Genomic DNA, 26,957 nt, shown 5'->3' on the forward strand with positions numbered 1-26,957 from the left:
GCCCAGACCGGTGGTTCCAGGCGCTCGGTTCGGAGCGTCGCCGAGGGCGGCGGCAGGTTCGGTCCGGACGCCGGGCTTGGATCTTCGGGTGTGCCCGGCGATGGAGCGCGTGCTGTGGCGACCGGCAGAGCGACGGCGCCGGTGACGGTCTCGCGCCGCAGCGGGATCCGATTGTTACGGTTACAGTCCGGAGGCCGGTGGCGCGGGCGCGACGGCGGGAGCCTGGGAATCGAGGTCGCGAGCTGATCGTGACGAACCCGACGTCACAGCAACGAGATCGCGTGCAGGATATCCTCCTCCGTCGCGGCCGCCAGCTCGCGATACTCGTCCGCGCGGGCAGGGGCTATCGGGTCGGACGACCGGGACCAATACTCTGCCGCCTCGCATGCGGCCTCGTAGGCGTCGCAGAGTTCCTTGATCTGCGTGTTCTCGGTCACCTTGCGGCGGAGTTCGTCCCGGCGCTCGGGATGGCGCAGCAGCAATCTCGCCAAGCCGCGTATCTGGGAGCGCTCCATCCCTGCCTCCGGGTACGGCAATCGCGGTTCCCCGATCGATGCCACCCATGATGCGCCCGCCATCCGGATCCGGGAATTGTAACGGTTACAGTGCTGCCTACGCCGAAGGTTCGCCGGCCGGACGGATCCTGAGGTGCATCCGCACCCCGATACGGTCCGGCAGGCGAAAGGGTTGCCGGGACTGGCGCGCCGGCCGAGGCCCCGTGCAGATGGCCAAGCCGCCGGCGCGCTACTCTCGCGATGCCATCAGATCGTGCGTCAGGACCGTCAGCTTGCCGATCAGGCTCACGATGTCCCCGTTGGCGCAGGACCATTGCGTGCCGACCGCCCCTCCATCGGCAGCGACCGAGACGACGGCGACGGAGCGCAGCTTGCCCTCGCGGGCCAGCGCGAGCTGGTCCTGCAGGACCGCGATCAGCGAAGCGATGTTCTCATCGGCCTCGATATCGACGGCACGGGCCGGGAGCCGCGCGACGTTCCGGCGCTCCGTTGAAGAGATCCCTGCGGGCATCAGCCGGCCTTTCGCGGTGAGGGCGCCTTGCGACGATCGAGCGGATTGATCGTCAGGCGCCGGATCAACGGATCGAACGTTGCCGGGAGCGGCTCACGCTCGGAGACGGGCAGAACATCACGCAGACCGGAGGCGATGCCCTTGACGACACCGCCGAGAGCTTGGCGGTCGAGATCGACCGGCTGGCGGTCGGTTGCGACCGGCTTCGGAGAAGACGCCGTGCCTGAAACGGTGCGAAGAGCATACATTACGCGCTCCTGGTTGCCCTGACCCGAGCTGCAATCGAGCGGAACCCCGTGGAGGGAATGTGGCCGCGCATCGGGTGCGGACGCACTTCCCTGGCGGCTGTGTCTATTGGGCGACAGTGCACCGAAGGGAATCCGATGCACCGTCGGGGCCGTCATCCGGGTCGCTCACGCGACCGGCCCGCCCGGTCCATCCGCGAAGGCCCAGGGCTCATCCGATCGGAACGCGCCCCGCACCGCGGGGTTGATCGGAGCGCCCGGGCCGGTCCGCCGGCACGGTGGCGGCGACTCGACGCCCCGTTCGGCCTGGAACCGCGGCAGGGCCCCGACCTGAGAGCGGAGCAAGGAGGAGGCCTGTGGCACGCAAGCGCGTTCCCTCCACGATCGAGATCCTGATCGAGGCGGTCGCGCGGCTCGGAATGTCTCCGAAGTCCGTGGACCTCGAGGCCCTGCGCACGCATCTCGATCTGCCCGAGTTCGGCGGATACGTTCAGGACGCCCGCGTGGCGCGCGCACTCCGTGCGATGACGGCCAGCCGCACCTTCGCGGAGACGGGTGTCGAGACGCTGCGCAAAGCGGTCCCGGCGCTCAGGGCGCTGGTGTCGAAGGACCACGGCATCACCTGGAGCGTGCGGGTGACCATCCCCCTCCTCGATGACGGTCGGCTGGATCTGCGGATCGCCGCGCAGCCCGACGCGGCCGCCCTCAACATCCTCAAGGGCATGGCGCACCGGAACGACCCGACCTGGCGCCTGGAGGATCTGCGAACGGCGGTGAGCGAGATCGCCGCCCGGACGAGCCGGTCGCTGCACAAGCCCGTCGAGCGCCTCCGGGAGCAGATCCGCCTCGATCTGCGCGAGGTCGGCGCCGACGCCTCCGCCTACATCGCGCATCTGGACCGGTCCCTGCGCTCGCGCCCGTTCGACATCGGCGAGAATCTCGACCGCTCCCTGAGCAGCACCCTGGCTCCCGTGCGCAAGCGGGCCAAGGCCGTGGCGCGCGAGGATTCGCGGCTGCGGCGCCTGCGCGATCAGGTCGGGTTCGGCGCCTACATCGAGAAGTTCACGGCCGCGCGCCGGATGAACCGGCGCATCCTGTTCCACATGGGGCCGACGAACTCGGGCAAGACCTACGCGGCCCTCAAGGCGCTGACCCGAGCGGAAACCGGCACCTATCTCGCGCCGCTCCGCCTCCTGGCCCTCGAGAATTACGAGACCCTGCTGGAGCGCGGGCTCAGGGCCGGCATGGTCACCGGCGAGGAGGTTCTGGGCGAGGCGAACCCGACCCACACGGCGCGCACCATCGAGACTGCCGACCTGATGCGCCCGGTCGACGTCGCGGTCATCGACGAGATCCAGATGCTCGCGGATCCGGATCGCGGCTGGGCCTGGACGAACGCCCTGTTCGGCATCCCGGCCAAGACCGTCATCCTCTGCGGCTCGGACGATGCGCTCGCCTATGTCCGGCGGGCCGCCGAGGCCGCGAACGAGTCGCTGGACGTCATCGCCTTCGCGCGGAAATCGCCGCTCGTGCTGCTGGACGAGCCGGTGCCCCTGGAGGCGGTGGAGCCCGGCGACGCCGTGGTGGCTTTCTCGCGCAGGGCCGTGCACGAGAACCGCGAGATCCTGGTGGCGCGCGGCCACAGCGTGGCCACGATCTACGGAGCGCTCTCGCCGGAGGTCCGGCGGGCGGAGGCCGCGCGCTTCCGCGCGGGCGAGGCCCGCGTGCTCGTCACCACGGATGCCATCGGCATGGGGCTGAACCTCGGTCCCCTGAAGCGGATCGTGTTCTCGGCCGTGCGCAAGTACGACGGGGTCGCGGAGCGCCCGCTCACCCATTCCGAGATCCGACAGATCGCGGGCCGGGCCGGACGCTACGGCCACCAGGAGGTGGGCTTCGTGGCCGCCACCGACGAGACCGGGATCGCGCCGCTCCGGGCGGCGCTCGATGGTGCCCCGACGGCGCCGGCCGCCGACACCCGGTTCTTCGTCCGGCCCGATCTGATCGCGATCAACGCGGTGGCCGAGGAGATGCAGACGCACAGGCTCCACGACGTCCTCACGCATTTTGCTCGCGCCACCTTCTACGCCGGCTCGCCCTTTCAGCCCTCGGCGCTCGACGAGATCCTGGAGGTCGCGCGCGTGGTCGACCGCGCACGCCTGCCGATCCACGAGAAGTTCGCCTTCTCCGTCTGCCCCGTCGACCGGCGCGACGAGGCTTCGATGAGCGTACTGGAGCGCTGGACGCAGCTGCGGGCCGCCGGTCAGACGGTGCCCGCGCTCAGGGCGAACCTGCGCGGAGAGCTCGACTACCAGGAGCGGACGGTGAAGCTTGCGAGCGCCTATCTGTGGCTGTCCCGGCGCTTCCCCGACACGTTCGACGATGTCGAGGCGATCCGGGCCATGCGCGGTCACGCCAACGGCGCCATCGAGCAGCACCTCCGGGAGACCGCGACCCGGAAAGTCGAGCGCCGGTCGCGCCGGGCCGCGGGCGCCCGATGACCGATCCGCGGGCCGCGAGCGACCGCCCGGTCCCGGCCTGAGCGGATCGTCCCCTCCGCGTCAGGGCGCGCGTTGCGTCGGCGGGGCGGATTGCGGGCATTCCGCGGGGCGCGGCCCCTTGTCATGACCCGGCGGATCGCAGGCGGCGACGGGCGGCTTGCCGGTCGTGTCGTCCCGCGGATTCCGGAGAAGACCGAAGCTCCAGAACGCCGCGGTGCCCAACGCGACGGCCACGAACAGCGCGATGGCGAGGAGGGGGAGCCAGCGGGGCATACGCTCAACCCTTCAAGATCGTGGCGATGACCTGCCTGGCCCGCTCAAGGTCAAGCTGCGCTTCCGCGGCCGCGACCTCGGCCTGGGCGAGCATGTGAACGGCATGGAGCAGGTGCGAGCCCTTCGTCATCTCCGCCAACGCGTCGACGGCCTCCTGGTCAACCTCCACGAGCGCGGACGGGTCCCCGAGGAGAAGCGCGATCCGATGCTCGCAATGGCGGCCCTCGGTGCCGTCCGAGCAGGTGCAGGTGAACCGCACGCCGCGGCTCGTCCGTTCCGCCTCCATCCGGTGCACATCGGCGCCGCCGGCGGCCCGCACGGAGAACATCAGGGCTGACATCGCGGCTCCCATTCAGCCTGGACCAATCTCGAACTCCATCCCGCGGCCAGGGCCCTGGTCGGAATAATCGACGAGCGCATACCCCCTCTCGGCCAGGGCCGCCTCGAGTATGTCGCGGTGCTTGCGGAACATCTGCCCGATCGCGAGCGGCGTCATACGGGGATTGCCCTGCTTCAGCTGGTCGACCCCGATGCTCACGGGCGCGCCCTCCCTGTCGGCAATGCGGATGATCACCGTTGCCAGCTCGGCCGCCTTCGTCTCTGACGCGGATTTCGGCTTGAAAGCCATGGTCCATCCTCGGTCCGTTCGTACCCGTTCCCCGGTGCGGGCCGAGACGCCTCGGCTCCACCCCCCACAGGGATCGAACTGTCCCGTTCGCGCGCCGGATCGAGGTGCCGCGCCGGGGAGCGCGACCCGCGTCGGAGAACGATCGGGGAAGCCCGGCCGTTCAATGGCGGCGTCGAAACGGCGCGACCCCGCATTCGCCTGCCTGTCGCGACCGATGCTTCGGGGCGCCGCGCGATCGTCCCGCATCGAGGCTCGCGCGCGCAAGCCCGTCGGCACGACTCAGCCGGTCAGGCATGCGACGGGGTTGAGCGCCGAGGCGGAACGATCCCGGGGGGAGCCTTCAGGCCGCCTGCTCGAAGGCTTTCGCCGAGGCCGAGCGGGCCAGGGTCGCCAGCAGGTCCGTCTGCGTGATGACGCCGAGCACCGTCCGGTCCGCGGACACGATGACGATCGCGTGGGTCCGCCCGTCGGTGAGTGTCGGAACCAGGCCGACGGCCGGATCTTCGAGGGAGGCGGTCCGGGCCTCCGACATCGCCTCGGTGACGCCGCCGACCTCGCGCAGAGCGAGTTCGCGCAGCCCGACCGTGCCCATCAGCCGGCCAGCGCCATCGACCACCGGGAGCGTCCTGACATTGTGCGCCAGCAGAAGCTCCCGCGCCCGCGACGCGCTGCTGTCCGACTTGATGGTCACCACGTCGCGCGACATGACCTCGCCACAGGTCAGGTTGCCGTGCACGCGCACCAAGGCGTGGTGCTCGACCTGCCGCAGGAGCCGGTCGAGATCGGCCCGGTCGATGTCCAGAGTCTCGTCGAGGGCGACCAGGGCCGCGTCCACGTCCTCCGGCCTGATGCCGACCCGGACCGGCGCGGGGAGATCCGCCGTTCCGTGGGTGTTGACGGGCACCGCGACGGGAACGTGCGGGTAGTTGCGGCGCGAGATCTTGTGGAACGCGATGCCGAGCGCCACCAGGATCACCGAGTTGACGCAGACCGGGAACAGGGGAAACAGGAAGCCGGCTGAGGTGACGGCCGGGCCGCCGATGAGCGCCGTCAGGGCCGCCGCGCCGCCGGGCGGATGAAGGGACCGGGTGACCGACATCGCGGCGATGGCCAGCGAGACGCCGACGCCGATCGCCACCACGGGATCCGGAATGAAATGGGCCGCCAGCACGCCCATGAACGCGGAGATCGTGTTGCCGCCGATGACGGGCCAAGGCTGCGCGAGGGGACTTGCCGGCACGGCGAAAAGCAGGACCGCCGAGGCCCCCATCGGCGCGACGATGAGCGGGATGTGCGGGCCCTCCCCGAAGAACCAGCCGCAGATCAGGCCGGTGAGCGTGATGCCGGCCAGGGCGCCCAGGCAGGCGACGAGGCGCTCGCGCAGGGTCGCGCCCGCCAGGATCGGCCGGAAGAGGCGAAAGCCGGGAGCGGGCTTGCCCTGCCTCGGTGCGCGGATGGACTCGGACATGCGAGAGCTCGCCTCGGTGCTGTGGAAGAACCCTGTGACCCACCAGGATGAAGCGGCTTGGTCCCCCACCGGAGGAGCGCCGCTTCGGACGTGTTGCGGCCCCCCCGCGGAGGCTGACATGCGCAGCTGGGTGTCGGGTCCGCGACCTCGGCATCTGCCGCCCGCAAAGGTAGATTACGAATGAACCTTATACCCGTTGCGCCGCCGAACTGCAACTCTGGTATGCAGTATGCCTAAACGGAGGGCGGTACGGTCTGCCCTCGTTTCCTCCACCCCGAGGGTACCTGTTCCCTGCACAGAGAATGAGCCGAATCCTGCACGGCCGCCTCAAGAAAATCGGCGACACTACCCTCGTCGTGGCACGCTCTCTGCTTCCCCACCACGGCTCTGAGAGGACCCGGAACTGTTGTCGCGGCGCGGATCCGCGGGCGCGGGAACTGCTGAGGACGAGAGGGTGGAATGGCAGGAAAGCACCGCCGCAATGTTCGTGTGATCGGACATGTCGCAGCCGGCCTGCGTCTGGCGAGCGTTCACGCTCTCCTCCTGACGCTCTGTTACGGCGCTGCGATCGCGACCGCTCAGGTGATGCTGTTCCTTCGGGATGGCACTTATTCCGGCAGCGCCTGCGCACTCTATCGGGGGATCAGCGGCGAGAACGCGTGCTTCGCCTACGCCGAGCGTCTCGCGTTCGGGCGCGACGCCGTGGCTTACGCCTTGACGCAGGTCGACCTGATGCTGGCGTCTCTGGCGCTGGCTGGCCTCCTGACCCTCGCCTATCTCGGTCTCGGCGCGGTCAGAGACAGATTGAACGTCGGCCGGGCGACGTTCTCTCGCAGGATGAGCGCATCCTGGGCGTAGTTTCGACGTCGCATTGTCCTGCGAAGGAGCCGTCGCGACGGATACGCGTTGCGGCGCGGGCGATCGCCGCACGCGGACCGTGAGCTGCCGCGGGCGAAGGTCCGTGCCGGGCAACGCTACCGCAACGGGTCGGGACGGCGGGTGACGGACCACGGCGCAGGAGATGATGCAGCCGACCGGCTCGGCGCGTCCCGACGCCCGGCTCACGCCCGCTCGCCCGCGCCCGACACGACGCGCGCCGGCCGATACGGCGGGGCCCGCGAGACCATGCGGTAGAAGGCGGGCAGGGCGACGAGGAAGGCGGCGAGGCCCAGGGCCGTGGCGGTGCCGTGGAAGCCCGCACCCACCAGCGCGAGGGAGCCGCTGCGGCCGGTCAGGGTGTCGGAGGCCGCGATCAGCACGCCGACGAGGCTCTCGCCGACGAGGAAGCCCGAGGCGAGGAGCACGCCGCGGCGGCGCGCGTCGCCGATCGCCGCCTCGCCCCGGGCGCGCAGCGCCCGCGCGGCCAGCCATCCCACGACGCCCCCCGCCGCGATCGTCATCACGACGGTGAGCGGCAGGTACATGCCGATGCCGACGGTGAGGGCCGGGAAGGACAGGCCCCGCCGCCGCAGCCGCGCCTCCAGGGCGACGAGCCCGGCCCCGATCCCGATCCCGGCGAGCACCATGCCCCAGGGCAGCGCCCCGTGCACGATGCCGCCCGCGATCTGGGTCATCAGCGCCGCCTGGGGGCGGGCAGGGCGCTGCCCGGATCCATGCCCTCGCGCGGCAGGGCGCCGACGAAGCCGTAGGCCCGGTAGAGCAGGGCGAGCAGGGGCGCGATCACCAGGGCGCCGACGCCGACGCCCGCGATCAGCGCCACCTGCTGGCGCCAAGGCGTCGCGTCGACGAGTTGCCCGGTCTTCAGGTCCTGCAGGTTGTCGTTGGCGATCGAGGCGACGGTGACGATCACCGAGGCGACGAGGAGCGCCATGCCGATCACGAAACGGTCTCCCTCCGGCCCCGCCGCCCGCCCGACGAGGAGCGGCAGGAGCAGCGCCGCCAGGATCGTGGTGAGGATGCCGATCCCCGAGATCGGGCTCGAGGAGGAGCCGAGGAGGCCGGCGAGGTAGCCGCAGGCGGCGGCCATCAGGAAGCCGACGAGGATCGCGAAGAGGCTCGCCGTCACGATCAGCACGGGCAGGAGGCCCCCGAGCTCGGCGCCGAGCGCGAACCAGCCGAACAGCCCGGCGAGCGGGAGCGAGAGGCCGAGCGCCACCCCGCCGACCCAGGTGATCGGCAGGTCCCGCTCCTGGCGCGGCAGGTCCCGGGAGGCGCCGCCCGCGCGGGCAGCCGCGAGCGCCGCGCGGACGCTGTCGAGGATCGGCCGGGCGAGGCCCACCACCGTGAAGACGCCGCCGGCCGCGATGATCCCGGCCCCGATCAGCCGCACCTCGCCGGACCAGACGGTCTCGGCCGCCTCGGCGGGCGCGGCGCCGCCGCCGTGGCCCAGCGCGGTGAGGATCGGCACCGCGAGGCCCCAGGCGAGGGCGACGCCGGTGATGAGGGCGAGGCAGGCGCCGATCCCGACGAGGTAGCCGACGCCGACGAGGGCGAGCGAGAAGCCGGTGCCGAGGCGGAACACGGCCGATCCCGCGGACAGCGTCCCGTGGATGCCCTCGGCAAGCAGCCGCAGCCCGGTCGTGGCGAGCCCGAGCGCGGCGGCGACGCCTGCGGCCCCCAGGAGGACGCGCAGGCCTCCGTCGCCGCCCTGTCCAACCTTCAGCACCTCGGCGGCGGCGGTGCCCTCGGGGTAGGGAAGCCCGGCGCCGACCACGAGGGCGCGGCGCAGCGGGATCGAGTAGGCGACGCCGAGAAGGCCGCCGAGGAGGCAGACGGCGCTCGTCTGCCAGAACGGGAAGCCCTGCCAATGGCCGATCAGCACGAGGCCCGGCAGGACGAGGATGACGTTGCACAGGGTGCCCGCGGCCGAGGCCTGGGTCTGCACGATGTTGTTCTCGAGGATGGTCGCCCCCCCGAGGAGCCGCAGGCAGCCCATCGAGATCATCGCGGCGGGGATCGACGAGGAGAAGGTCATCCCCGTCTTCAGGCCCATATAGACGTTGGCCGCCATGAACACGACGGTGATGGCCGCCCCGAGCAGGAGGCCGCGCAGGGTGAGCTCGCTGGCGTGCGCCTGGGTCGGCCCGCGGGATCCCATCGCGCTCCTGTGGCTGGCGGATTCCGCTTCCGAGAGGGCTCGCGGACGTGCCGCGACAACGCAGGCTCGGTGATGTCGATCCGTTATGCACGCAGAAGGTGTGAAACCCGGTGAGCCAATCGGCGTCTCGGGCGTTCTCGCCCGCGACCCGGCGCTTCACCGGTGCCGGCTTCGCAGAAACCCGATGACGAGTAGCCGATGACGAGACCACCCGCGCGACCCGACGCCTCCGCCGCCCCGACGCCCGACCGGAGCGCCTGAGATGCGCCACACCATCCCGCCCCGCTCCGGCGCCGCCTTCACCCTCGCCCGCGGGCAGCGCCTGACCGTGATCGACCCCGAGGGCGAGCAGGTCGCCGATCTCCTCGCCTTCTCGGCCCACGACACCGACGAGGTGATCTCGTCGGGGCGCAGCCTCGACTACGCGAGCCGCATCTTCCTGACGACGGGGGACGCGCTCTACTCGAACCGCAGCAACGTGCTCCTGCGCATCGTCGAGGACACGGTGGGCCGCCACGATTTCCTGCTGACGCCCTGCTCGGCCGACACCTTCCGCATCCTCTACGACGAGGCCGAGCCCCATCGCGGCTGCTTCGGCAACCTCGCTCACGCGCTGGCCCCCTACGGGATCGGGCCGGACCGCATCCCGGTGGCCTTCAACGTGTTCATGAACGTCACGGTGGATGGCGGCACCGGGGAACTCGCGGTGCGCCCGCCCCTGAGCCGGGCCGGTGACCGCCTCGTGCTGGAGGCCGAGACCGACCTCGTCATCGGTCTGACGGCCTGCTCGGCCCCGCAATCGAACAACTTCGCCTTCAAGCCGATCCAGTATGAGATCTCCGGCCCGCCCGACGCTGCCGGCGCCTAAGGGTCCGGATCCGCACGTTCGTCGGGCCCCGAAAAGACGTTGCGGAGGGCGGGAAGGTCCACAAAGATGCGGCGCGTCCGAGTTCCGGGGGCGGGAGTGTCATAGGCTGATGGCTGTCAGTTCGCCCGAGCTGAAGGCGTTCCTGATCGATACGCCCTTCTTCGGGGGCCTCTCGGACACGAGTCTCGAATGCCTGATCGCGATGCTGGCCGAGCGCCACGTCGAGGCCGGCGCCACGGTCATCTCGGAAGGTGAGCCGGGGCGCTCGATGTACATCGTGCAGTCCGGAGAGCTGGCGGTCAGCAAGCGCGGGGCCGCGGGGCGCGTCATCGACCTCAACCGTCTCGGGCCCGGCGACTTTTTCGGCGAGATGACGCTCATCGAGGTGCAGAACCGATCGGCCACCCTCGTCGCGGCGAGCCCGGTCATGCTGTACGAGCTGACGGCCCGGAACCTTTACACGTTCTACAAGGCCGACATCCACGCCTACGCGATGGTGATGCAGAACATCAACCGCGAGCTCTGTCGACGGCTGCGGCGCGCCGACAATCGCTTCGCCGAGCTGGCGCACGCCGAACGCGAGGCGGAGACGCAGATTCCCGTGCCTCCCGAGGCGTGAGGGCAGGCCACGCCGATCGCGGCGGACGTGCCGTCTCGTCCCACCGCCTCACTGGCCCCAACCCGCCCGGATGGATCGCGTGACCGCCTCGACGAAGAGGCGCGTCTTGGTCGGCACGAGGCGGCCGGGCGGCAGGATCGCGTAGACGCCGCCATCCTCCTTCCCGCCCCAGCCCGGCAGCACCTCGACGAGCCGGCCCGCGCGGAGCGTCGGTCCGGCCAGCCAATGGGCCGTGAGGGTGATCCCCGCACCGTCGATCGCCGCCATGAGCGGCACCTCGGAATGGTCGGCCACGAGGGCGCAGGCCGGGCGCACGGTGCGGCGCACCCCGTCCTTCGTCAGCGGCCAGTCGGGCCAGGCGGCGTGGCCGGTGAATCCCAGGCAGGCATGGTCCGCAAGGTCGGCCGGCAGCAGCGGCGTGCCGTGCGCGGCGAGGTAGCCCGGCGCGGCGACGAGCAGGTTCCGGTAGGAGGCGAGCCGCCGCGCGGTGAGCGAGCTGTCCTGCAAGCCCCTGGCACCGACCCGGATCGCGACGTCGAAGCCCTCCGCGACGACGTCGACGAAGCGGTCGCTGAACCGCGCGTCGATGCGGATCTGAGGATGGTGGGCGAGGAAGGACGGCAGCAGCGGCGCGATCCATTGCCGCCCGAAGGTGAGGGGGACCGATACCCGCACGAGACCCTGCGGGCTCGCCGCGAAGTCGCTGGCCTCGCGGCTGGCGCTCGCCAATTCATCGAGGAGCGCCTGAACCCGGCGGGCATAGGTCGCGCCGACCTCCGTCAGCGCGACGCGCCGCGTCGTGCGCGACAGGAGCCGCACGCCGAGGCGCTGCTCGAGCTGGCTGACCCGCCGCGACACGACCGAGGCGTCGCGACCGAGCTTCCGCGCTGCCTCGACGAAGCTTCCGGCCTCGGCGACGGCGAGGAAGGCGGCGAGCTCCTCGAGCCCGCCCGGCTCCAGCAATTCCTGCATCGTTCGCACGAGTCAAATGCGGGACGACCGGATTAATCCGATCTTCTGCAGGGCTTACCTGAGGCGCATCGAAACGTCGAGGAGATGAGCGATGAAGACATTCCTGAGCATCGGCGCCGGCCCGGGCATGGGCCTGGAAACGGCCGAGCGGTTCGCCCACGAGGGCTTCCGGGTGGTCCTGAGCGCCCGCGACGCAGCCAAAGCGCAGGGTCTCTCTGACCAGCTGACGGCGAAGGGCTACACGGCCGAGTTTCGCACCGTCGACGCGGGCGACCCGGCGAGCGTCGCCGCGCTGGTCGAGGGCGTGGAGCGCGATCTCGGCGGCATCGACGTCTTGCATTACAACGCCGCCTCCATGCGTCAGGCGACCCTGGCGGACCAGCCGCGCGACACGTTCAACGGCGATCTCGCCGTCAACATCGGCGGCGCGATGGCGGCGGCGCAGGCCGCCGCCCGCAGGATGGCCGAGCGGCGATCGGGCTCCATCCTCCTCACGGGCGGCGGATTCGCTCTGCAGCCCCATCCCGATTACCTCTCGCTCAGCATCGGCAAGGCCGGGATCCGCGCCCTGGCTCAGGGCCTGTTCGAGAGCTTCAGGGCGCAGGGCATCCACGTCGCCACCGTCACGGTCGCGGGCTTCGTGACGCCGGGCTCCGAGGACGCGCGGGCGGTGGGCGAGCTTTTCTGGACGTTCCACAGCCAGCCTACCGGCGCGTGGGAGATGGAGGCCGTCTACACGCCCCGAGGCTGATTCCGCTCCCGCGCCGGATCGCAGGTCCACGGGTTCGACCGCCCGACAGGCATGTGATCCGGGACGCGGGCGGGCACGAGAAGCAAATGCTCGGCACCAGTTTTCGCCCAGTGGATCGTGTCGGACCATGGACGATCTGCGACAGATTGCAGCGATGTCTTCAACATATCGTCGCCAATTCATCCGGCAGATGCCTGATTAACCCAGATCAATATCCACAGCCTCGTTCGTATCTGCGCGGAACAATGCCCTGCCATCGTGGTTCCACCGGACGATTGTCTTGAGATCATCCGCAGCACGGCGCGATGCCGGCCGCCCATATCGGTTCGATTCCTGATCGGGCCGCTCGGCGACCGGCAGCGCTCCGTGCGCCGCATCCCGATACGAGGCGCAATGCTCCTGCCCACCGACGATAGCGCGCATCCCCTGGCCGAGCGCTTCCGGACCTTCATCCGGCACGCCCCCTTTCCCTGCGTCGGCGCGAAATCGGCCCTCTCGCGGGGTCAGATGAAGGTGATGGTCGCCCGCGACATCGGCTCGGGCTGGGACGATCTGCGCATCTATCCGGCCCTGCTCGCCTTCATCTGCCGCTACCGCGAGCGCCCGGACCTGTTCCAGAGCTTCGCGGTGGTCTTCGAGGGGCCGCACGCCCTCTCAGAGGAGGCGTTCGAGGACGCTCTGTGGGCGCGGCTCCAGTCGCTCTCCGACAAGGACCATTGCCTCGGGCAGAGCTACGACCCGCGGGTCAAGGCGGATCCGGACGATCCGCATTTCTCCGTGAGCCTCGGCGGCGAGGGCTTCTTCATCGTCGGCCTGCATCCGGGGGCGAGCCGGCCCGCCCGCCGCTTCGAGACCCCCGTCCTCGTCTTCAACCTGCACGACCAGTTCGAGCGCCTGCGGGCGCAGGGGCGCTACGAGCGCCTGCGCGACTCGATCGTCGCGCGCGACGTCGCCTTCGCGGGCTCGGCCAACCCGATGCTCGCCCAGCACGGGCAGCTCTCCGCCGCCCGGCAGTTCAGCGGGCGTGCCGTGCCGGAGGATTGGGCCTGCCCGTTCCAGCGCCGGGAGGAGGCGCCGCCCTGGGACGCCCAGCAGGTCGCCGCGGACCTGCGCACCGGCGCCTTCCTCGCCCCCCAGATGGACGGCTGAGATGGGGATCGCCGACCGGGCCCTGACGCGGCCGCCCGCCTTTCCCGCCGACGAGGAGGCCCTCGTCGCGCTCGTCCGCGCCTTGCGCGGGACGGGCTACAGCTTCACGACCGTGACGCCCGCGACCCACGCGCGCGTCAACGCCCGCCCCCGCAACGCCGAGGCGCGAAGCCTCCGGGACGTGTTCGGCTGGAGCCGTCCCTTCCGGCCGGGCCTGCTGCCCGACGAGCTGGTGGGCCTGATGGACGAGGCGGGCGTGCTCGTGCGCGAGGGCGAGAGGCTGCGCGCGGCGATCCGCCTGTCGAGCCTCGACGGCGAGGTGTTCGCGCACTCGGCCTACCCGCCGAGCGCAGCCGACGCCGTCTTCTTCGGGCCCGACACGATGCGCTTCGTCGCGGCGGTGCTGGCGCATCTCGAGAGTCGGGACAGGCCCGTGCACCGCGTCGCCGACATCGGCTGCGGCTCCGGGGCGGCGGGCATCGCCCTCGCCAAGCGCCTGCCCGGCGTCGAGACCGTCCTCGTCGACATCAACCCCGCGGCCCTTCGCGCCGCCCGCGTCAACGCCCGGCTCGCCGGCGTGGAGGGTGTGGAGACCCGCCGCAGCGACCTCCTGCGCGACGTCGAGGGCCGTTTCGACCTCATCGTGTCGAACCCGCCCTTCATGATCGACGCGTCCGGGCGCGCCTACCGGCACGGCGGCGGCCCGCTCGGGGCCGGCCTGTCGCTCGCAATCGTCGAGGCGGCGGCCGCGCGTCTCGCGCCGGGCGGGAGCCTCGTCCTGTTCACGGGCGCGGCGATCGTCGAGGGGACAGACCCCTTCCGCGAGGCGGCGGGCGCCGCCTGCGCGCGTGCCGGCCTCGACTGGTCCTACCGGGAATGCGACCCGGACGCGTACGGCGAGGAACTCGACGACCCGGCCTACGGGGAGGCGGAGCGCATCGCCCTCGTCGTCCTGACGGCGACCCGCCCGTGACCGCTGCCATCGCGCGCGATGAGGCCGCGGGCGGCGGCCCGGAGGCGGAGCGCGCCGAGTTCCTGCGCGACGCGCTGGCGGGGCTCACCGCGCCGGCGAAGGCGCTGCCCGGCAAGTATCTCTGGGACGAGACGGGCTCCGACCTGTTCGACCGGATCTGCGGGCAGGCCGACTACTACCCGACGCGCCAGGAGATGACCCTGCTGCCGCGCGTCGCCGCCGCGGTGGCGGGCCGGGTCGGGCCGGGCGCCACGGTGGTGGAGTTCGGCAGCGGCGCGAGCCGCAAGATCCGCACCCTGCTCGACGCCCTGGAGCGCCCCGCCGCCTACATCGCCCTCGACATCTCGGGCGACTACCTCGCCGCCGCGATCCGGCGGCTCGCGCCCGATTACCCGGCGGTCGAGATGATCGCGGTCTGCGCCGACTACACGAAGCCGGTGCGGCTGCCGGTGGAGACGGCCGGGCGCACCATCCTCGGCTTCTATCCCGGCACCACGATCGGCAACTTCCCGCCGGCCGATGCCGCCGCCTTCCTGGAGCGCGCGCGGGCGACGCTCGGCCCGAGCCGCTTCCTCGTCGGCACCGACGCGACGACGGACCCGGAGCGCCTGGGGCGCGCCTATGCGGGCTCGGACGGGCTGATGGCGGCCTTCCACCTCAACCTCATCGCGCGCCTGAACCGGGAGCTCGGCGGCGATCTCGATCCGGACAACTTCCGCCACGCGATCCGCCTCCGCGGCGATCCGAACCGGGTCGAGGCGCATCTCGTGGCGCGCTCCGCCGCCACCTTCCGGCTCGGGGGCGAGGCGATCGCCTTCGCGGCGGGCGAGAGCGTCCACACCGACACCTCCCACAAATACGCGCCCGACGCCTTCCGGGCGCTCGCGGCCACGGGCGGCTGGCGGGTCGCCGAGACCTGGCAGGACGAGGCGGGCCGCTTCAACCTCCACCTCCTCGAAGGCTGAAGCGCGCCCGGAACAGCGACGCGGGGCCCACGGTTCCCGCGAGGCGCCCCGCGCGGGGCGCCGCCCCCTCGAACACGCGGGACACCCGGCATGGCTCAGCAGATCCCCATCTCCCGGAACGGTCGCGCCGACGATCCGGCCGCCGACGCCCTCCGCGACGACGGCACCCACGAGATCGCGCCCGACCTCGCCTATCGCCGCCTCGCCATCGCCAACGTCGTCTTCGTCGGCGCCGCGGGCGATCGCGGCTGGGTGCTGGTCGATGCGGGCATCCCGGGCTCGAAGCGGTTCATCGTCAGCGCCGCCGAGGCACGGTTCGGTCCCGGCGCGCGGCCCGCGGCGATCGTGCTGACGCACGGCCATTTCGACCATGTCGGCGCGCTGGAGGATCTCGCCGCGTCCTGGGACGCACCCGTCTACGCGCACGCCCTGGAGCATCCCTATCTCGACGGGAGCCGGTCCTACCCGGCCCCCGATCCGAGCGTCGGCGGCGGCCTGATGGCGCGGATCTCGCCCCTTTACCCGACGAGCCCGGTCGATGTCGGGGCGCGTCTCCGGGCGCTGCCGGCGGATGGCAGCGTGCCGGCGATGCCGGGCTGGCGCTGGATCCACACACCCGGCCACACGGAGGGCCACGTCTCGTTCTGGCGCGAGGCGGATCGCAGCCTCATCGCCGGGGACGCGTTCGTGACGACGGCCCAGGAATCGGCCTACGCGGTCGCGACCCAGGCGCCTGAGGTGCACGGCCCGCCGATGTATCTCACGACCGACTGGGCGGCGGCGCGTCGCTCCGTCCGGACGCTGGCGGACCTCGCCCCCGAGCGGGCGATCACCGGGCACGGCCGGCCGCTCGCCGGCCCGGAGCTGCGCCGGGGCTTGAACGCGCTGGCGCAGGATTTCGACGCCGTGGCGGTGCCAGCCCGGGGCCGCTACGTCGGCACCGCCGCCGAGCCCGATCCTCCGGCGTGAGCGCGCTCGTCGTACGGCCGTGCTAGAATCGGGCGATGCCGCCCGCGCCCGTGACCCTCCGCCGCCTCGGCCCCGCCGACCTCTCCCGGATGCGGGCGCTGAACGCCCTGTTCGGCGAGGCGTTCGGCGAGCCCGGCACCTACGGGGACGCGCCGCCCGACGACGCCTACCTCGCGGACGTCCTGGGCCGGGAGCACGTCGTGGTGCTGGCGGCCCTCGCCGACGGGGAGGTGGTCGGGGGCCTCGTCGCCTACGCCTTCGACAAGCTCGAGCGGGCGCGGCGGGAGATCTACATCTACGACCTCGCGGTTCGCGCCGACCAGCGCCGGCGCGGCATCGCCACCGCCCTGATCGGGCAGGTGCGCGGCATCGCCGCGGACCAGGGCGCCTGGGTGATCTTCGTCCAGGCCGATCACGGCGACGACCCGGCGATCGCGCTCTACGGGGCGCTCGGCACCCGCGAGGAGGTGCTGCACTTCGACATCACCCCCTAGGCGTCACCCCGTGGCGCCCGGGGATGCAGGCGGCCGCGGGCAGGACGACATCCTGCTCCGACACCGCGAGACCTCGCGAGCCTCCTCCGCGAGCCTCCTCCACGACCCGAGGGTCATGGAGAACGCCCGAGCCGGCCCCGTCCGGAGCGGCGCCCGGCTCAGCAGCTGAGCCGCCGGCCCTCGCGACGGCCGAACACGCGGTAATGCGTGGCGCCCGATTCCATCTGGCCGCGGGCGACCGCGCGCCGCACGTCCGGATTGCAGCGCAGGTACTCGCGCTCGTCGAACCCGTAGGCGCCGCGATCCCGGTAGCGGGGGCCCCTGTCGTCGTAGTCGCGGCCGCGGTCGCGGTAGTCGCGGTCCCGATAGCCGTAATCGGGGCCGCCATAGGGTTGAGCGGAGGGCGAACCCACCGCGGCCAACAGGCCGAGACCCACGGCCGCCGTTGCCCAGAGCATCTTCATGTCGCGCGTTCTCCCTTGTCCGGCGCTGATAACGCCCGGAGCCGTATTTGGTTCGATCGATCCCGTTGGCCGGCCGCCTGATTCGATCGCGGCCGGCGCCGATCTTTTAGCGGCCGCCGCGGTTTCCCGAACAGACCCCACCGCTCGACGCAAGGAGACGTCCGTGGAGCACTTCCCCAAGCCACCCTACCCGGAACAGCAGCAGGCGATGCCGGGCTCGACCGCCGCCATGAACCCCCAGCCGGACCACGGCGAGACGAGCTACCGGGGCTCGGGCCGGCTGGACGGCAAGGCGGCAATCATCACGGGGGGCGACAGCGGCATCGGACGGGCCGTCGCCCTGGCCTTCGCCCGCGAGGGCGCCGACGTCCTGATCTCCTATCTCGATGAGGAGGACGACGCGCAGGAGACGCGCCGGCTGATCGAGGAGGCGGGCCGCAAGGCGGTGCTGGTGCCGGGCGACATCAAGGACGCCGCCCATTGCCGGGCGATCGTCGAGAAGGCCGTGGAGGCGTTCGGGCGGCTCGACATCCTCGTGAACAACGCCGCCCATCAGGCGACCTTCACGGACCCGGAGGAGATCAGCGACGCGGAGTGGGAGGTCACCTTCGCCACAAACATCCACGCGATGTTCTACCTGACTAAAGCCGCGCTCGCGCACATGAGGCCGGGCGGGTCGATCATCAACACGACCTCGATCAACGCCGATTCCCCGAGCCCGCAGCTCCTCGCCTACGCCACCACGAAGGGCGCGATCCACAATTACACGGCGGGGCTCGCCCAGATGGTGGCGGGGAAGGGCATCCGGGTGAACTGCGTCGCCCCCGGGCCGGTCTGGACGCCGCTGATCCCCTCTACGATGCCGCCCGACAAGGTGAAGAATTTCGGCGGCAACACCCCGATCGGCCGCGCCGCGCAGCCGCGGGAACTGGCGCCCGCCTACGTGATGCTCGCCTCCGACGAGTCGAGCTACGTCACCGGCGCGACGGTTCCGGTGACGGGCGGACGCCCGTTCATGTGAGGGGAGGCGGCCCCGGTCCGGCCGACGATTTTCGCATCCGCGATTGAACTGCCGCCGGCCCTGCACGCTTACGCTGACAGTGTCAGGGCCGGCGTAGAGGGTGCCCGCGGGGGATGGTGCAGATCTTTCGTCCGGGCGCCGACTCGGTCGCCCGCGTCGTGCTCGCCGGGATGGCCGCGGCGCCGGTGCTGGCGGTCGGCCTCGCCTACACCCTGTGGCGCTCGCCCTACGCCACCGCCCAGAACGTCGTCCGCGAGCAGCCCGTGCCCTTCAGCCACGAGCACCATGTCGGCGGCCTCGGGATCGATTGCCGCTACTGCCACACGGCGGTGGAGACGGCAGCCTTCGCGGGCCTGCCCCCGACCGAGACCTGCATGAGCTGCCACTCGCAGATCTGGACCAACGCACCGATGCTCGCCCCGGTCCGCACGAGCCTCGCCGAGGAGCGCCCCCTCGTCTGGCGGCGCGTGCACACCCTGCCGGCCTACGTCTACTTCAACCATTCGGTGCATGTGGCCAAGGGCGTCGGCTGCACCACCTGCCACGGGCCGATCCAGACGATGAAGCTCGTCTACCAGGCCGCGCCCCTCACCATGGGCTGGTGCCTCGATTGCCACCGTGACCCGGCCCCGCACCTGCGCGCGCACGAGGCGGTGTTCGACGTCCTCTGGCAGGCGCCCGCCGATCAGTGGGTCGTGGGCCGGCGCCTCGCCGAGGAGCGCCACATCCGCTCGCCGGAGCGGCTCAGCGAGTGCTCGATATGCCACCGCTGAGCGCGCCCTCCCGCCGCGAGGCGCTCGGCCTCCTCGGCTCCGGCCTCGCCCTGGCGCTCGGCGCCTGCGCGAAGCCGTCCGAGGAGATCGTGCCCTACGTCCGGGCGCCGGAGGAACTCCTGCCCGGCGTACCCGCGCGCTACGCGACGACGCTGTCCCTGAGCGGCTGGGGCCGGGGCGTGCACGCCATCGCCGTCGACGGGCGGCCGATCAAGATCGAGGGCAACCCGCTGCATCCGGGAAGCCGGGGCGCGACGGACGTGTTCGCCGAGGCCGCGATCCTCGACCTCTACGATCCGGACCGTTCCCGCACCGTCACCGAGCGGACGAGCGGCATCGCCTCCTGGGAGATGTTCGAGCGGGCATGGCGGGCGCCGCTCACGAAGGTCCGGGAGCAGGGCGGGCGCGGCCTCCACCTGCTGACCGGCCGCGTCACCTCGCCGACGCTCGCGCGCCAGATCGCGGCGCTGCGCGCAAGCCTGCCGGAGGCGGTCTGGCACGTGCACGAGCCTGTCGACGAGGCGGCCGCCGCGCGGGGCGCGGAGCTCGCCTTCGGCCGCCCCTTGCGGGCGCTGCCGCACCTCGACCGCGCCGAGACCATCCTCTGCGTCGGCGCCGACCCGCTGGGACCCGGCCCGGACCAGATCCGGCTCGCCGCGGCCTTCGCCGAGCGCCGCCGCGACCCCGCCCGCTTCGGCCGGCTCTACGTCGCGGAAGCCGCCCCGACGCTGACCGGCATCAAGGCCGACGCGCGCCGCGCGCTCCATCCGCGGGATTGGCCGGGCCTCCTCGCGCAGGTGGCGAACGCCCTCGGCGCGGGGCTGCCCGCCCCGGACCTCACGGACGGCGCGCGCCGCTTCGCCGAGGCCGCGGCCGCCGACCTCAGGGCCCGCGAGGGGCGCGCCCTGGTGCTCGCCGGCCCCGCCTTGCCCCCGGAGCTGCATGCGCTGGTGCACTGGATCAACGGGCGCCTGCGGGCGCCGGTCGATCTCATCGCGCCGCCGGACGGGGCCGAGCCCGCGCCCTCCGACCTCGCGGGCCTCTGCGCGGCCCTCGACGCGGGCACGGTCGAGGCTCTCGCCATCCTCGACGCCAACCCGGTGCTCACCGCGCCGGCCGACCTCGACTTTGCGCGGGCGCTCGGCCGGGCGCGCTTCAGCGTCCATGCGGGGCTCCACGGCGACGAGACCGCGGGCGCGACGCACTGGCACCTGCCGCTCACCCACGCCCTCGAGAGCTGGTCGGACCTGCGCGCCACCGACGGCACGGCGAGCCTCGTCCAGCCGCTGATCCGACCGCTCTACGGCGGTCGCTCCGTGCACGAGGTGCTGGCGCTCCTCTGCGGCGAGGCGGCCGCCTCGGGCCATGACCTCGTCAGGCGGACGTGGCAGGAGATTTGGCAGGCGGCCTGGGGGGAGGGCGCGGATTTCGAGACCCGCTGGCGCCGCTGCCTGCACGACGGCATCGTGGCGGGCAGCGCAGCCGCACCGGTCGCGGCCGGCGAGCCGCGCCTGCCCGTACGGCCCGCGACCGCGCCCGAGGGCTTCACGGTCGAGATCCGGCCGGATCCCTGCCTGTGGGACGGGCGCCCCGCCAACAATGCGTGGCTGCAGGAATGCCCGAAGCCGGTCTCGAAGCAGGTCTGGGGCAACGCGCTCGCGCTCTCGCGCGGCGATGCGGCCCGGCGTGGGCTGAGCGCCGGAGACGTCGTCCGGCTCTCCGCCGGCGGTCGCGCGGTCGAGGCGACGGTCGCGATCGAATCCGGCGTCGCGGAGGGTGTCGGCGCCCTCACCCTCGGCTACGGCCGCGAGCGGGCCGGCGCCATCGGCAACCGGATCGGCGCGAACGCCTACCCCCTCGTCACGGCGGCCTCGCCCTGGCTCGCCACGGGCGTCGAGCTGGCGGCGACGGGGCGGAGGTCGGAGGTGCTGCGCACCCAGAACTACGTCGAGATCGAGGGAGAGACGAAGACGCTGTTCCGGCAGATCGACCTCGCCGAACTCGCGCGGGCCGAGCCGAAGGGGATCGGCGCCGACCAGCCGAGCCTGCTCGACCCCTGGCGGGGCGACGCGGACGGCCACGCCTGGGGCATGGTGATCGACACGGCGGCCTGCATCGGCTGCAACGCCTGCGTGGTGGCCTGCCAGTCCGAGAACAACGTGCCGGTGGTGGGCCCCGAGGAGGTCGCCCGCGGCCGCATGATGCACTGGCTGCGGATCGACATCTACGATTCCGGCACGCCGGAGGCGGTGCGGGCGGGCTTCCAACCGGTGCCCTGCATGCATTGCGAGCACGCCCCCTGCGAGCCGGTCTGCCCCGTGGCGGCGTCCGTGCACGACGGGGAGGGGCTGAACCTGCAGGTCTACAACCGCTGCGTCGGGACTCGCTTCTGCCAGGCGAACTGCCCCTACAAGGTCCGCCGCTTCAACTTCTTCGGCTACGCCGACGGTCAGGAATTCGCCAATCTCGACGCCGAGCCGGTGCGGGCGCAGCGCAACCCCAACGTCACGGTGCGCGCCCGCGGCGTCATGGAGAAATGCACCTACTGCGTCCAGCGCATCGCGACCGAGCGGCAGGCGGCGGACCGCGACGACCGGCCGATGGACATCGTCTCGACCGCCTGCCAATCGGCTTGCCCGACCCGGGCGATCCGCTTCGGCGACCTCAACCGGCCCGAGGACGGGATCGCGGCGCTCCGCGAGGACCCGCGCCACTACGCGCTCCTCGCGGAGCTCAACACGCGGCCCCGCACCACCTACCTCGCGGATGTGCGCGCCCCGAACCCCGACCTCGCGGAGGACCGCTCGTGAGCGCAGTGCCCCGGCCCAGGGCCTGGATCGACGCCGACAGGCTCGGCTACGGCGCGATCTCGGCGGCCATCGCCGACCCGATCCAGAAGCGCGGGCCCGGCCGCGCCTGGATGATCGCGATCATCGTCGCGATGGTCCTCTCGGTGATCACTCTGATCGCGATCGGCGCGGTGCTCACGGTCGGCATCGGCCTGTCGGGGGTGAACACGACGGTGGTCTGGGGCGTCTCGATCGCCAATTACGTCTGGTGGATCGGCATCGGCAACGCCGGCACGCTGATCTCCTCGATGCTGCTCCTGACCCGCCAGCGCTGGCGGGCCTCCATCAACCGCTTCGCCGAGGCGATGACCCTGTTCGCGGCCGCGATCGCCGGACTGTTCCCGATCATCCATCTCGGCCGGCCGCTCTACGCCTACTGGCTGGCGCCCTACCCGAACACGATGGACCTCTGGCCGCAATGGCGCTCGGCCCTCGTCTGGGATTTCTGGGCGATCCTCAGCTACCTCCTGTTCTCGGGGATCTTCTGGTTCACCGGCCTCCTGCCCGACCTCGCCACGATGCGGGACCGGGCCGGGACGCAGGCCGGCCGGATGGTCTACGGGGCGCTGGCGCTCGGCTGGCGCAACTCCGCCCGGCACTGGGGGGTCCTGGAGACCTTCCACATGACCATGGCGGCCCTCGCCGTGCCGCTCGTCTGCTCGGTGCACTCGATCGTCGGGCTCGACTTCGCCGCGAGCCTGATGCCGGGCTGGCAGGAGAGCCTGTTCCCGCCCTACTTCGTCGTGGGCGCCATGTATTCGGGCTTCGCCATGGTGGTGGTGCTCGCCATCGTCGTCCGCCGGGGGCTGAACCTCCAGGCGATGATCACGCCCGCGCATTTCGACGCGATGGCAAAAGTGATGCTGTTTGCCAGCATCGTGATGAGCTTCTCCTACGCCACCGAGTGGTTCATGGCCTGGTACGGCGGCGAGCACGCCGACCGCACGGTCGTCGGCTACTTCTTCGCCGGCGATTACCGCTGGCTCTACGCGGCGCTGCTGGCCTGCAACTGCCTCGTGCCGCAGGCGCTCTGGTTCCGCTCCGTTCGGGCCAACCTCTGGCTGCTCGCCGCCATCGCAATCCTCATCAATGTCGGGATGTGGCTCGAGCGTATCCTGATCGTCTGGAACACGCTCTCGCACGGCTACGCGATCAGCCTGTGGCGAACCTACCATGTCAGCCTCTACGACCTCGTCATCCTGTTCGGGCCGCTGGGCCTGTTCGCCCTCGGCTTCCTGGTTCTGGTGCGCCTCCTGCCGATCGTCTCGATGCACGAGGTCCGCCAGGTCAGCCATGCGGAGGGCGCCGCATGAGCCGGCCGCTGCTCGCCGAGTTCGAGACGCCGGAGGCGCTGGTCCGCGCCCTGCGCCTCGCCCGCGCCGACGGGCACCGAGCCCTCGACGCCTTCACCCCCTTCGCGATCGAGGAGGTCTCGGCCGCCTTCGACCCGCCGCGCCTGCCCGTGCGGCCGATCATGGCGCTCGCCGGCTTCGGGTCAGCGGCGGCGATGTACGCCCTGCAATGGTACAGCGCCGTCCACGCCTACCCGCTGAACTCGGGCGGGCGCCCGCTCCATTCCTGGCCGGTCTTCCTGCTGGTGCCCTTCGAGGTCGGGGTGCTCTGCGCCGCGATCGCGGGATTCGCGGTGATGCTCCGGGCCTGCAGCCTGCCGCGCCTTCACCACCCGCTCTTCGCCATGCCGCGCTTCGAGCGCGCCAGCCAGGACCGCTTCTTCCTCCTCGTCGCCCCACACGGCGAACCGGACCCGCTGCGCCGGACCCTGGAGGAGGCCGGCGCGCGTCTCGTGTCGGAGCTGCACGAATGAGGCCCGCCGAACCGCTCCCGGGTCCTCTCCCGCGCGCAGGCCTGCTCGTCCTCGCGGCCGGCCTCGTCCTCGGTCTTGCCGCCTGCGACGACCTCTCGATGCGCCAGCAGAAGCGCTACGCGGTCTACGGCCGGGCCGCGCTCTTCCCCGACGGCGCCGAGGCCCGCACGCCCCCGGACGGGGCGGTGGCCATCGGCGCCCTCGACCGGGAAGCGGCCTTTCGCGATCCGCCCGCCGTCGATGCCGCCCTGCTGCAGCGGGGCCGGCAGCGCTACGAGGTGATCTGCACGCCCTGCCACGGCTACACGGGCCACGGCGACGGCATGATCGTCCGGCGGGGCTTCCCGGCGCCGCCCTCCTTCCACGAGGAGCGCCTGCGCGCCGCGCCCGCCCGCTACGTCGTCACGGTCATCACCGAAGGCTACGGCGTGATGTATCCCTACGCCGCCCGCGTGGAGCCGCGCGACCGCTGGGCCATCGCCGCCTATATCCGCGCGCTCCAACTCGCGCAGGGCGCCCGCGTCGCCGGGATCCCGGGCCTCGTGGAGAAATTGCCGTGACGGAGGCCCTCGCCCGCGGCTGGCTCCTCGCCTGGATCGCCTGGAGCGCGATCCCGGTGGGAAGCCTCGTGCTCCTCCTGATCCACCTCGTGACCGGCGGGCGCTGGGGCGAGACCCTGGCCCCCGCCCTGCGCCCGGCGGCCGCGCTGGTGCCCCTCGCGGCCCTCGCCTTCCTCGGCGTGGCCGCGGGCCTGCCTGCGGATTACCCCTGGGCGACGGGGCAGGGGGCAGCCAAGGCCGACGTGCTGCGGCTCTACCTCGACCCGGCCCTGTTCCTCCTGCGGGCGGGCGTGACGCTCGCCGGCTGGTCGCTGCTCGCGCTCCTCTGCCTGACCGGCCGCTGCGGCAAGCTCGCGGCCGGCCTCGGCCTCGCCTTCTACGGGCTGACGATCAGCCTCGTCGCGGTCGACTGGATCCTCTCCGTCGAGCCGGGCTTCAATTCCTCCGCCTTCGCGTCGGAGATCGCGCTGCACCAGATCCTCGCGGCCCTGGCCTGGGCGGCGATCCTCAGCCCGCCGGGCCTCGGCGCGCGCGGCGCCTCGGACCTCGCCGGCCTCGTCCTCGCGGCCCTCCTCGGGGTCCTCTACATGGGCCTGATGTCCTACATCGTGGCGTGGTACGGCGACCTGCCGCCGAAGGCCGCGTGGTATATGAAGCGGGGGGAGGGCGCCTGGGGGGCGGTGCTCGCCGCAGCCTTCCTGGCGGGCGGGCTGATCCCGTTCGCGATGCTGCTGGTCTCGGCCGTGCGGCGGAGCCCGGCGACCCTGCGCGTCGTCGGCCTCCTCGTCCTCGTCGGGCTCGCGCTGCACCTCGCCTGGTACGTCCTGCCCGCCTACGGCGCCGGGGCGGGGCTCGCGGCGGCATTCGGCCTGCCCTGCCTCGCCCTCCTGGCCATCGCCTCCGCCGTATTCCTGCGAATGCTCCGGCGCCGTGAAGCGGGGAGGGCGCACCATGCCTGAGGCGGCGCGGGGACAGCTTCACACCGGGGTGCACGACGACGTGGTCGGCCACGCCCCGCCCGGCACCGAGGCGCCGGACACCATCGCCCTCCGCCCGATCCTGATCACCGGCGCCTGCATCGCCGCCTTCACGGCGGCGACGCTCGGCGGCCTCCACCTCTACTACCGGACCGAGATCAAGGGCCCGCTCCAGCAGGCCCCGCGCGACTTCCCCGAGCCGCGCCTGCAGGCGAGCCCGGCGCGCGACCTCGCGCGGATGCTGGCGGAGGAGCGGGCGCGCCTCGAAGGCTACGGCTGGGTCGACCGGGAGCGGGGCATCGCCCGCATCCCCGTCACCGAGGCGATGCGGCTCCTGGCGGAAAGGGGGCAAGCCGCCTACGCCGCGCCCGTCCAGCCCGAGGTGACGCCCGTGCCCGGCAGCCGCGGCGGCGCGCGGGCCGCGTCGGCGCCGCCCGACCGGGGAGGGGGCCGCTGATGCTCGCCGGGCTGATGCCGGAGCAAGCGTCCGAGCTGGCGCCGCGCGTCGACGCGATCTTCCTCGGGCTGACCGCGATCTCGGCCTTCATCGTGCTCCTCGTCGTCGGCCTCGTCGTCGCCTTCTCGATCCGCTTCCGCCGCGGCTCGAAGGCGAACCGGGACGCGTTGCCGAACCTCGTCTCCCGCGAGTTCGAGATCGGCTGGACGGCCGCGACGCTGTTCGTCTTCGTGTTCATCTTCTGGTGGGCGGCCTCGGCCGAGATCCGGGCCTTCGTCGCGCCGAAGGACGCGATCGAGGTCCACGTCGTCGCCAAGCAGTGGATGTGGAAGACGCAGAGCGCGAACGGCGTCCGCGAGATCAACGAGCTGCACGTGCCGGTCGGCGCGCCGGTGCGCCTGATCCTGACCTCGCAGGACGTGATCCACGCCTTCTACGTGCCCGCCTTCCGCCTGAAGCGGGACGCCTTGCCCGGCCAGCAGACGGAGGCGTGGTTCAAGGCCACCAAGACGGGGACCTTCCACCTGCTCTGCACGGAATATTGCGGCACCGACCACGCCCGCATGCTCGGCCGGATCGTCGTGATGGAGCCGGAGGATTACGCGCGCTGGCTCTCGGCGCAGCCCGAGGGAGACGACCTCGCGCATCAGGGCGAGCGGCTCTTCACGGCCCGCGGCTGCGCCGGCTGCCACGCGCCGGGCTCGGCAGTCCACGCCCCGGACCTCGCCGGCCTCTGGGGCCGCGCGGTGCAGCTGGCGGGCGGCCGCACCGTCACCGCCGACGGCGCCTATATCCGCGACTCGATCCTGCAGCCGAAGCGGGACGTGGTGGCGGGCTACGAGCCGATCATGCCGAGCTATGCCGGCCTCCTCTCCGACGGCGAGATCCAGGAATTGACGGCCTATATCCGCGCCCTCGGGTCCGGGTCGCGATCGAGCCGCCGGCTCGGCGAGCCGCCGCTCTCCTCCCGCGTGCCCGGCGGGCCCGAGGCGCGCAGCCCCGCCCTGGTGCCGGGCGCACCCGTCACCGACACGCCGACGCCCGCCGGCCCCGCGACCCGGCCATGAGCCAC

At 72.1% G+C, this 26,957-nt stretch carries 28 protein-coding genes and 1 pseudogene; 19 read left to right on the forward strand and 10 right to left on the reverse strand.

Going from position 1 to position 26,957, the window contains the following annotated elements; all coding sequences use genetic code 11:
- Positions 1-263 precede the first annotated feature (263 nt).
- The 3 genes from DK389_RS24520 to DK389_RS32835 all read right to left on the reverse strand — a co-directional run bounded on the left by DK389_RS24520 (position 264) and on the right by DK389_RS32835 (position 1,430).
- Positions 264-515, reverse strand: coding sequence for a hypothetical protein (locus DK389_RS24520; RefSeq protein WP_109893524.1), 252 nt, complete (start codon positions 513-515; stop codon positions 264-266).
- A gap of 229 nt (positions 516-744) precedes the next feature.
- Positions 745-1,026, reverse strand: a complete 282-nt coding sequence (locus DK389_RS24525; protein WP_236960342.1) for a hypothetical protein — start codon at positions 1,024-1,026, stop codon at positions 745-747.
- On the reverse strand, positions 1,026-1,430 hold the full coding sequence (locus DK389_RS32835; RefSeq protein ID WP_162560826.1) for a hypothetical protein: 405 nt from the start codon (positions 1,428-1,430) through the stop codon (positions 1,026-1,028). Before DK389_RS32835 ends, DK389_RS24525 begins: the two co-directional genes overlap by 1 nt.
- Before the next feature lie 197 nt (positions 1,431-1,627).
- On the opposite strand from DK389_RS32835, the gene DK389_RS24535 reads away from it, so the two are divergent.
- Positions 1,628-3,772: a helicase-related protein gene (locus DK389_RS24535; protein ID WP_109893528.1), complete on the forward strand. Its 2,145-nt coding sequence runs from the start codon at positions 1,628-1,630 to the stop codon at positions 3,770-3,772.
- 60 nt (positions 3,773-3,832) lie between these two features.
- Here DK389_RS24535 and DK389_RS24540 read toward each other — a convergent pair whose 3' ends face one another.
- The 4 genes from DK389_RS24540 to DK389_RS24555 form a co-directional block, all read right to left on the reverse strand.
- Complete coding sequence (locus tag DK389_RS24540) at positions 3,833-4,045, reverse strand: molecular chaperone-like protein (RefSeq protein WP_109893530.1); 213 nt, start codon at positions 4,043-4,045, stop codon at positions 3,833-3,835.
- 4 nt (positions 4,046-4,049) lie between these two features.
- Positions 4,050-4,385: a hypothetical protein gene (locus tag DK389_RS24545; protein ID WP_162560827.1), complete on the reverse strand. Its 336-nt coding sequence runs from the start codon at positions 4,383-4,385 to the stop codon at positions 4,050-4,052.
- 12 nt (positions 4,386-4,397) lie between these two features.
- A complete protein-coding gene (locus DK389_RS24550) occupies positions 4,398-4,673 on the reverse strand; it encodes an adenylosuccinate synthase (protein ID WP_109893534.1) in 276 nt (91 codons plus the stop codon).
- Positions 4,674-5,013: 340 nt separating this feature from the next.
- Entirely contained in the window at positions 5,014-6,141 is a 1,128-nt protein-coding gene (locus tag DK389_RS24555) for an HPP family protein (RefSeq protein ID WP_109893536.1), read from the reverse strand.
- Positions 6,142-6,600: 459 nt separating this feature from the next.
- On the opposite strand from DK389_RS24555, the gene DK389_RS24560 reads away from it, so the two are divergent.
- A complete protein-coding gene (locus DK389_RS24560; protein ID WP_162560828.1) occupies positions 6,601-6,999 on the forward strand; it encodes a hypothetical protein in 399 nt (132 codons plus the stop codon).
- Between the two features lie 203 nt (positions 7,000-7,202).
- Here DK389_RS24560 and DK389_RS24565 read toward each other — a convergent pair.
- Positions 7,203-9,199, reverse strand: a pseudogene (locus DK389_RS24565) (OPT family oligopeptide transporter).
- A gap of 262 nt (positions 9,200-9,461) precedes the next feature.
- Here DK389_RS24565 and DK389_RS24570 point away from each other — a divergent pair.
- Both DK389_RS24570 and DK389_RS24575 read left to right on the forward strand, forming a co-directional pair.
- Entirely contained in the window at positions 9,462-10,067 is a 606-nt protein-coding gene (locus DK389_RS24570; protein WP_109893540.1) for a DUF1989 domain-containing protein, read from the forward strand.
- 109 nt (positions 10,068-10,176) lie between these two features.
- Positions 10,177-10,686 carry a Crp/Fnr family transcriptional regulator gene (locus tag DK389_RS24575; protein WP_109893542.1) on the forward strand — a complete coding sequence of 170 codons (510 nt, stop codon included), beginning with the start codon at positions 10,177-10,179 and terminating at the stop codon, positions 10,684-10,686.
- Between the two features lie 48 nt (positions 10,687-10,734).
- On the opposite strand, the gene DK389_RS24580 is transcribed toward DK389_RS24575, so the two are convergent.
- Positions 10,735-11,658 carry a LysR family transcriptional regulator gene (locus tag DK389_RS24580; protein ID WP_236961042.1) on the reverse strand — a complete coding sequence of 308 codons (924 nt, stop codon included), beginning with the start codon at positions 11,656-11,658 and terminating at the stop codon, positions 10,735-10,737.
- A gap of 91 nt (positions 11,659-11,749) precedes the next feature.
- On the opposite strand from DK389_RS24580, the gene DK389_RS24585 reads away from it, so the two are divergent.
- The 6 genes from DK389_RS24585 (at position 11,750) to DK389_RS24610 (ending at position 16,959) form a co-directional block, all read left to right on the forward strand.
- Complete coding sequence (locus DK389_RS24585) at positions 11,750-12,409, forward strand: SDR family NAD(P)-dependent oxidoreductase (protein ID WP_109893546.1); 660 nt, start codon at positions 11,750-11,752, stop codon at positions 12,407-12,409.
- Between the two features lie 393 nt (positions 12,410-12,802).
- Entirely contained in the window at positions 12,803-13,558 is a 756-nt protein-coding gene (gene gntA / locus DK389_RS24590) for a guanitoxin biosynthesis heme-dependent pre-guanitoxin N-hydroxylase GntA (RefSeq protein WP_109893548.1), read from the forward strand.
- A 1-nt stretch (position 13,559) separates the two neighbouring features.
- Positions 13,560-14,531, forward strand: a complete 972-nt coding sequence (locus DK389_RS24595; RefSeq protein WP_109893550.1) for a class I SAM-dependent methyltransferase — start codon at positions 13,560-13,562, stop codon at positions 14,529-14,531.
- Positions 14,528-15,496: an L-histidine N(alpha)-methyltransferase gene (gene egtD, locus DK389_RS24600; protein WP_418291970.1), complete on the forward strand. Its 969-nt coding sequence runs from the start codon at positions 14,528-14,530 to the stop codon at positions 15,494-15,496. The genes DK389_RS24595 and egtD overlap by 4 nt, the downstream gene beginning before the upstream one ends.
- 90 nt (positions 15,497-15,586) lie before the next feature.
- Positions 15,587-16,465 (forward strand): MBL fold metallo-hydrolase, encoded by an 879-nt coding sequence (locus DK389_RS24605; RefSeq protein WP_109893552.1) that lies wholly within the window; start codon positions 15,587-15,589, stop codon positions 16,463-16,465.
- Between the two features lie 35 nt (positions 16,466-16,500).
- The gene (locus DK389_RS24610; RefSeq protein ID WP_109893554.1) at positions 16,501-16,959 is read left to right on the forward strand and encodes an AAC(3)-I family aminoglycoside N-acetyltransferase; all 459 of its coding nucleotides are present in this window, start codon (positions 16,501-16,503) and stop codon (positions 16,957-16,959) included.
- Between the two features lie 158 nt (positions 16,960-17,117).
- Here the strand turns inward: DK389_RS24610 and DK389_RS24615 are convergent, their stop codons facing one another.
- Positions 17,118-17,423: a hypothetical protein gene (locus DK389_RS24615; protein WP_109893556.1), complete on the reverse strand. Its 306-nt coding sequence runs from the start codon at positions 17,421-17,423 to the stop codon at positions 17,118-17,120.
- A gap of 163 nt (positions 17,424-17,586) precedes the next feature.
- Between DK389_RS24615 and DK389_RS24620 the strand changes: the two genes are divergently transcribed.
- The 9 genes from DK389_RS24620 (at position 17,587) to coxB (ending at position 26,952) form a co-directional block, all read left to right on the forward strand.
- Positions 17,587-18,444, forward strand: coding sequence for an SDR family oxidoreductase (locus tag DK389_RS24620; RefSeq protein WP_109893558.1), 858 nt, complete (start codon positions 17,587-17,589; stop codon positions 18,442-18,444).
- A 113-nt stretch (positions 18,445-18,557) separates the two neighbouring features.
- Entirely contained in the window at positions 18,558-19,217 is a 660-nt protein-coding gene (locus tag DK389_RS24625; protein ID WP_109893560.1) for a cytochrome c3 family protein, read from the forward strand.
- Positions 19,205-22,027 carry a 4Fe-4S dicluster domain-containing protein gene (locus DK389_RS24630; RefSeq protein WP_109893562.1) on the forward strand — a complete coding sequence of 941 codons (2,823 nt, stop codon included), beginning with the start codon at positions 19,205-19,207 and terminating at the stop codon, positions 22,025-22,027. The genes DK389_RS24625 and DK389_RS24630 overlap by 13 nt, the downstream gene beginning before the upstream one ends.
- On the forward strand, positions 22,024-23,379 hold the full coding sequence (nrfD, locus tag DK389_RS24635; protein WP_109893564.1) for an NrfD/PsrC family molybdoenzyme membrane anchor subunit: 1,356 nt from the start codon (positions 22,024-22,026) through the stop codon (positions 23,377-23,379). Before DK389_RS24630 ends, nrfD begins: the two co-directional genes overlap by 4 nt.
- Positions 23,376-23,891 carry a DUF3341 domain-containing protein gene (locus DK389_RS24640; protein ID WP_109893566.1) on the forward strand — a complete coding sequence of 172 codons (516 nt, stop codon included), beginning with the start codon at positions 23,376-23,378 and terminating at the stop codon, positions 23,889-23,891. Before nrfD ends, DK389_RS24640 begins: the two co-directional genes overlap by 4 nt.
- 98 nt (positions 23,892-23,989) lie before the next feature.
- A complete protein-coding gene (locus DK389_RS24645) occupies positions 23,990-24,451 on the forward strand; it encodes a c-type cytochrome (RefSeq protein WP_236961046.1) in 462 nt (153 codons plus the stop codon).
- The gene (locus DK389_RS24650; protein ID WP_109893570.1) at positions 24,448-25,410 is read left to right on the forward strand and encodes a hypothetical protein; all 963 of its coding nucleotides are present in this window, start codon (positions 24,448-24,450) and stop codon (positions 25,408-25,410) included. Before DK389_RS24645 ends, DK389_RS24650 begins: the two co-directional genes overlap by 4 nt.
- Positions 25,403-25,885: a hypothetical protein gene (locus tag DK389_RS24655; protein ID WP_109893572.1), complete on the forward strand. Its 483-nt coding sequence runs from the start codon at positions 25,403-25,405 to the stop codon at positions 25,883-25,885. The genes DK389_RS24650 and DK389_RS24655 overlap by 8 nt, the downstream gene beginning before the upstream one ends.
- A complete protein-coding gene (coxB, locus tag DK389_RS24660) occupies positions 25,885-26,952 on the forward strand; it encodes a cytochrome c oxidase subunit II (protein WP_109893574.1) in 1,068 nt (355 codons plus the stop codon). Before DK389_RS24655 ends, coxB begins: the two co-directional genes overlap by 1 nt.
- The last annotated feature ends 5 nt before the right edge of the window (positions 26,953-26,957 follow it).

Origin of the sequence: Methylobacterium durans, from assembly GCF_003173715.1 — a bacterium.
GTDB classification, from domain to species: Bacteria; Pseudomonadota; Alphaproteobacteria; order Rhizobiales; family Beijerinckiaceae; genus Methylobacterium; species Methylobacterium durans.

Coding starts and splice junctions, on each gene's coding strand:
- DK389_RS24520 (WP_109893524.1), bottom strand. CDS start 515: ATGGAGCGCTCCCAGATACGCGGCTTGGCGAGATTGCTGCTGCGCCAT.
- DK389_RS24525 (WP_236960342.1), bottom strand. CDS start 1,026: ATGCCCGCAGGGATCTCTTCAACGGAGCGCCGGAACGTCGCGCGGCTC.
- DK389_RS32835 (WP_162560826.1), bottom strand. CDS start 1,430: ATGACGGCCCCGACGGTGCATCGGATTCCCTTCGGTGCACTGTCGCCC.
- DK389_RS24540 (WP_109893530.1), bottom strand. CDS start 4,045: ATGCCCCGCTGGCTCCCCCTCCTCGCCATCGCGCTGTTCGTGGCCGTC.
- DK389_RS24545 (WP_162560827.1), bottom strand. CDS start 4,385: ATGTCAGCCCTGATGTTCTCCGTGCGGGCCGCCGGCGGCGCCGATGTG.
- DK389_RS24550 (WP_109893534.1), bottom strand. CDS start 4,673: ATGGCTTTCAAGCCGAAATCCGCGTCAGAGACGAAGGCGGCCGAGCTG.
- DK389_RS24555 (WP_109893536.1), bottom strand. CDS start 6,141: ATGTCCGAGTCCATCCGCGCACCGAGGCAGGGCAAGCCCGCTCCCGGC.
- DK389_RS24560 (WP_162560828.1), top strand. CDS start 6,601: ATGGCAGGAAAGCACCGCCGCAATGTTCGTGTGATCGGACATGTCGCA.
- DK389_RS24570 (WP_109893540.1), top strand. CDS start 9,462: ATGCGCCACACCATCCCGCCCCGCTCCGGCGCCGCCTTCACCCTCGCC.
- DK389_RS24575 (WP_109893542.1), top strand. CDS start 10,177: ATGGCTGTCAGTTCGCCCGAGCTGAAGGCGTTCCTGATCGATACGCCC.
- DK389_RS24580 (WP_236961042.1), bottom strand. CDS start 11,658: ATGCAGGAATTGCTGGAGCCGGGCGGGCTCGAGGAGCTCGCCGCCTTC.
- DK389_RS24585 (WP_109893546.1), top strand. CDS start 11,750: ATGAAGACATTCCTGAGCATCGGCGCCGGCCCGGGCATGGGCCTGGAA.
- gntA (WP_109893548.1), top strand. CDS start 12,803: ATGCTCCTGCCCACCGACGATAGCGCGCATCCCCTGGCCGAGCGCTTC.
- DK389_RS24595 (WP_109893550.1), top strand. CDS start 13,560: ATGGGGATCGCCGACCGGGCCCTGACGCGGCCGCCCGCCTTTCCCGCC.
- DK389_RS24605 (WP_109893552.1), top strand. CDS start 15,587: ATGGCTCAGCAGATCCCCATCTCCCGGAACGGTCGCGCCGACGATCCG.
- DK389_RS24610 (WP_109893554.1), top strand. CDS start 16,501: ATGCCGCCCGCGCCCGTGACCCTCCGCCGCCTCGGCCCCGCCGACCTC.
- DK389_RS24615 (WP_109893556.1), bottom strand. CDS start 17,423: ATGAAGATGCTCTGGGCAACGGCGGCCGTGGGTCTCGGCCTGTTGGCC.
- DK389_RS24625 (WP_109893560.1), top strand. CDS start 18,558: ATGGTGCAGATCTTTCGTCCGGGCGCCGACTCGGTCGCCCGCGTCGTG.
- DK389_RS24630 (WP_109893562.1), top strand. CDS start 19,205: ATGCCACCGCTGAGCGCGCCCTCCCGCCGCGAGGCGCTCGGCCTCCTC.
- DK389_RS24640 (WP_109893566.1), top strand. CDS start 23,376: ATGAGCCGGCCGCTGCTCGCCGAGTTCGAGACGCCGGAGGCGCTGGTC.
- DK389_RS24645 (WP_236961046.1), top strand. CDS start 23,990: ATGCGCCAGCAGAAGCGCTACGCGGTCTACGGCCGGGCCGCGCTCTTC.
- DK389_RS24655 (WP_109893572.1), top strand. CDS start 25,403: ATGCCTGAGGCGGCGCGGGGACAGCTTCACACCGGGGTGCACGACGAC.
- coxB (WP_109893574.1), top strand. CDS start 25,885: ATGCTCGCCGGGCTGATGCCGGAGCAAGCGTCCGAGCTGGCGCCGCGC.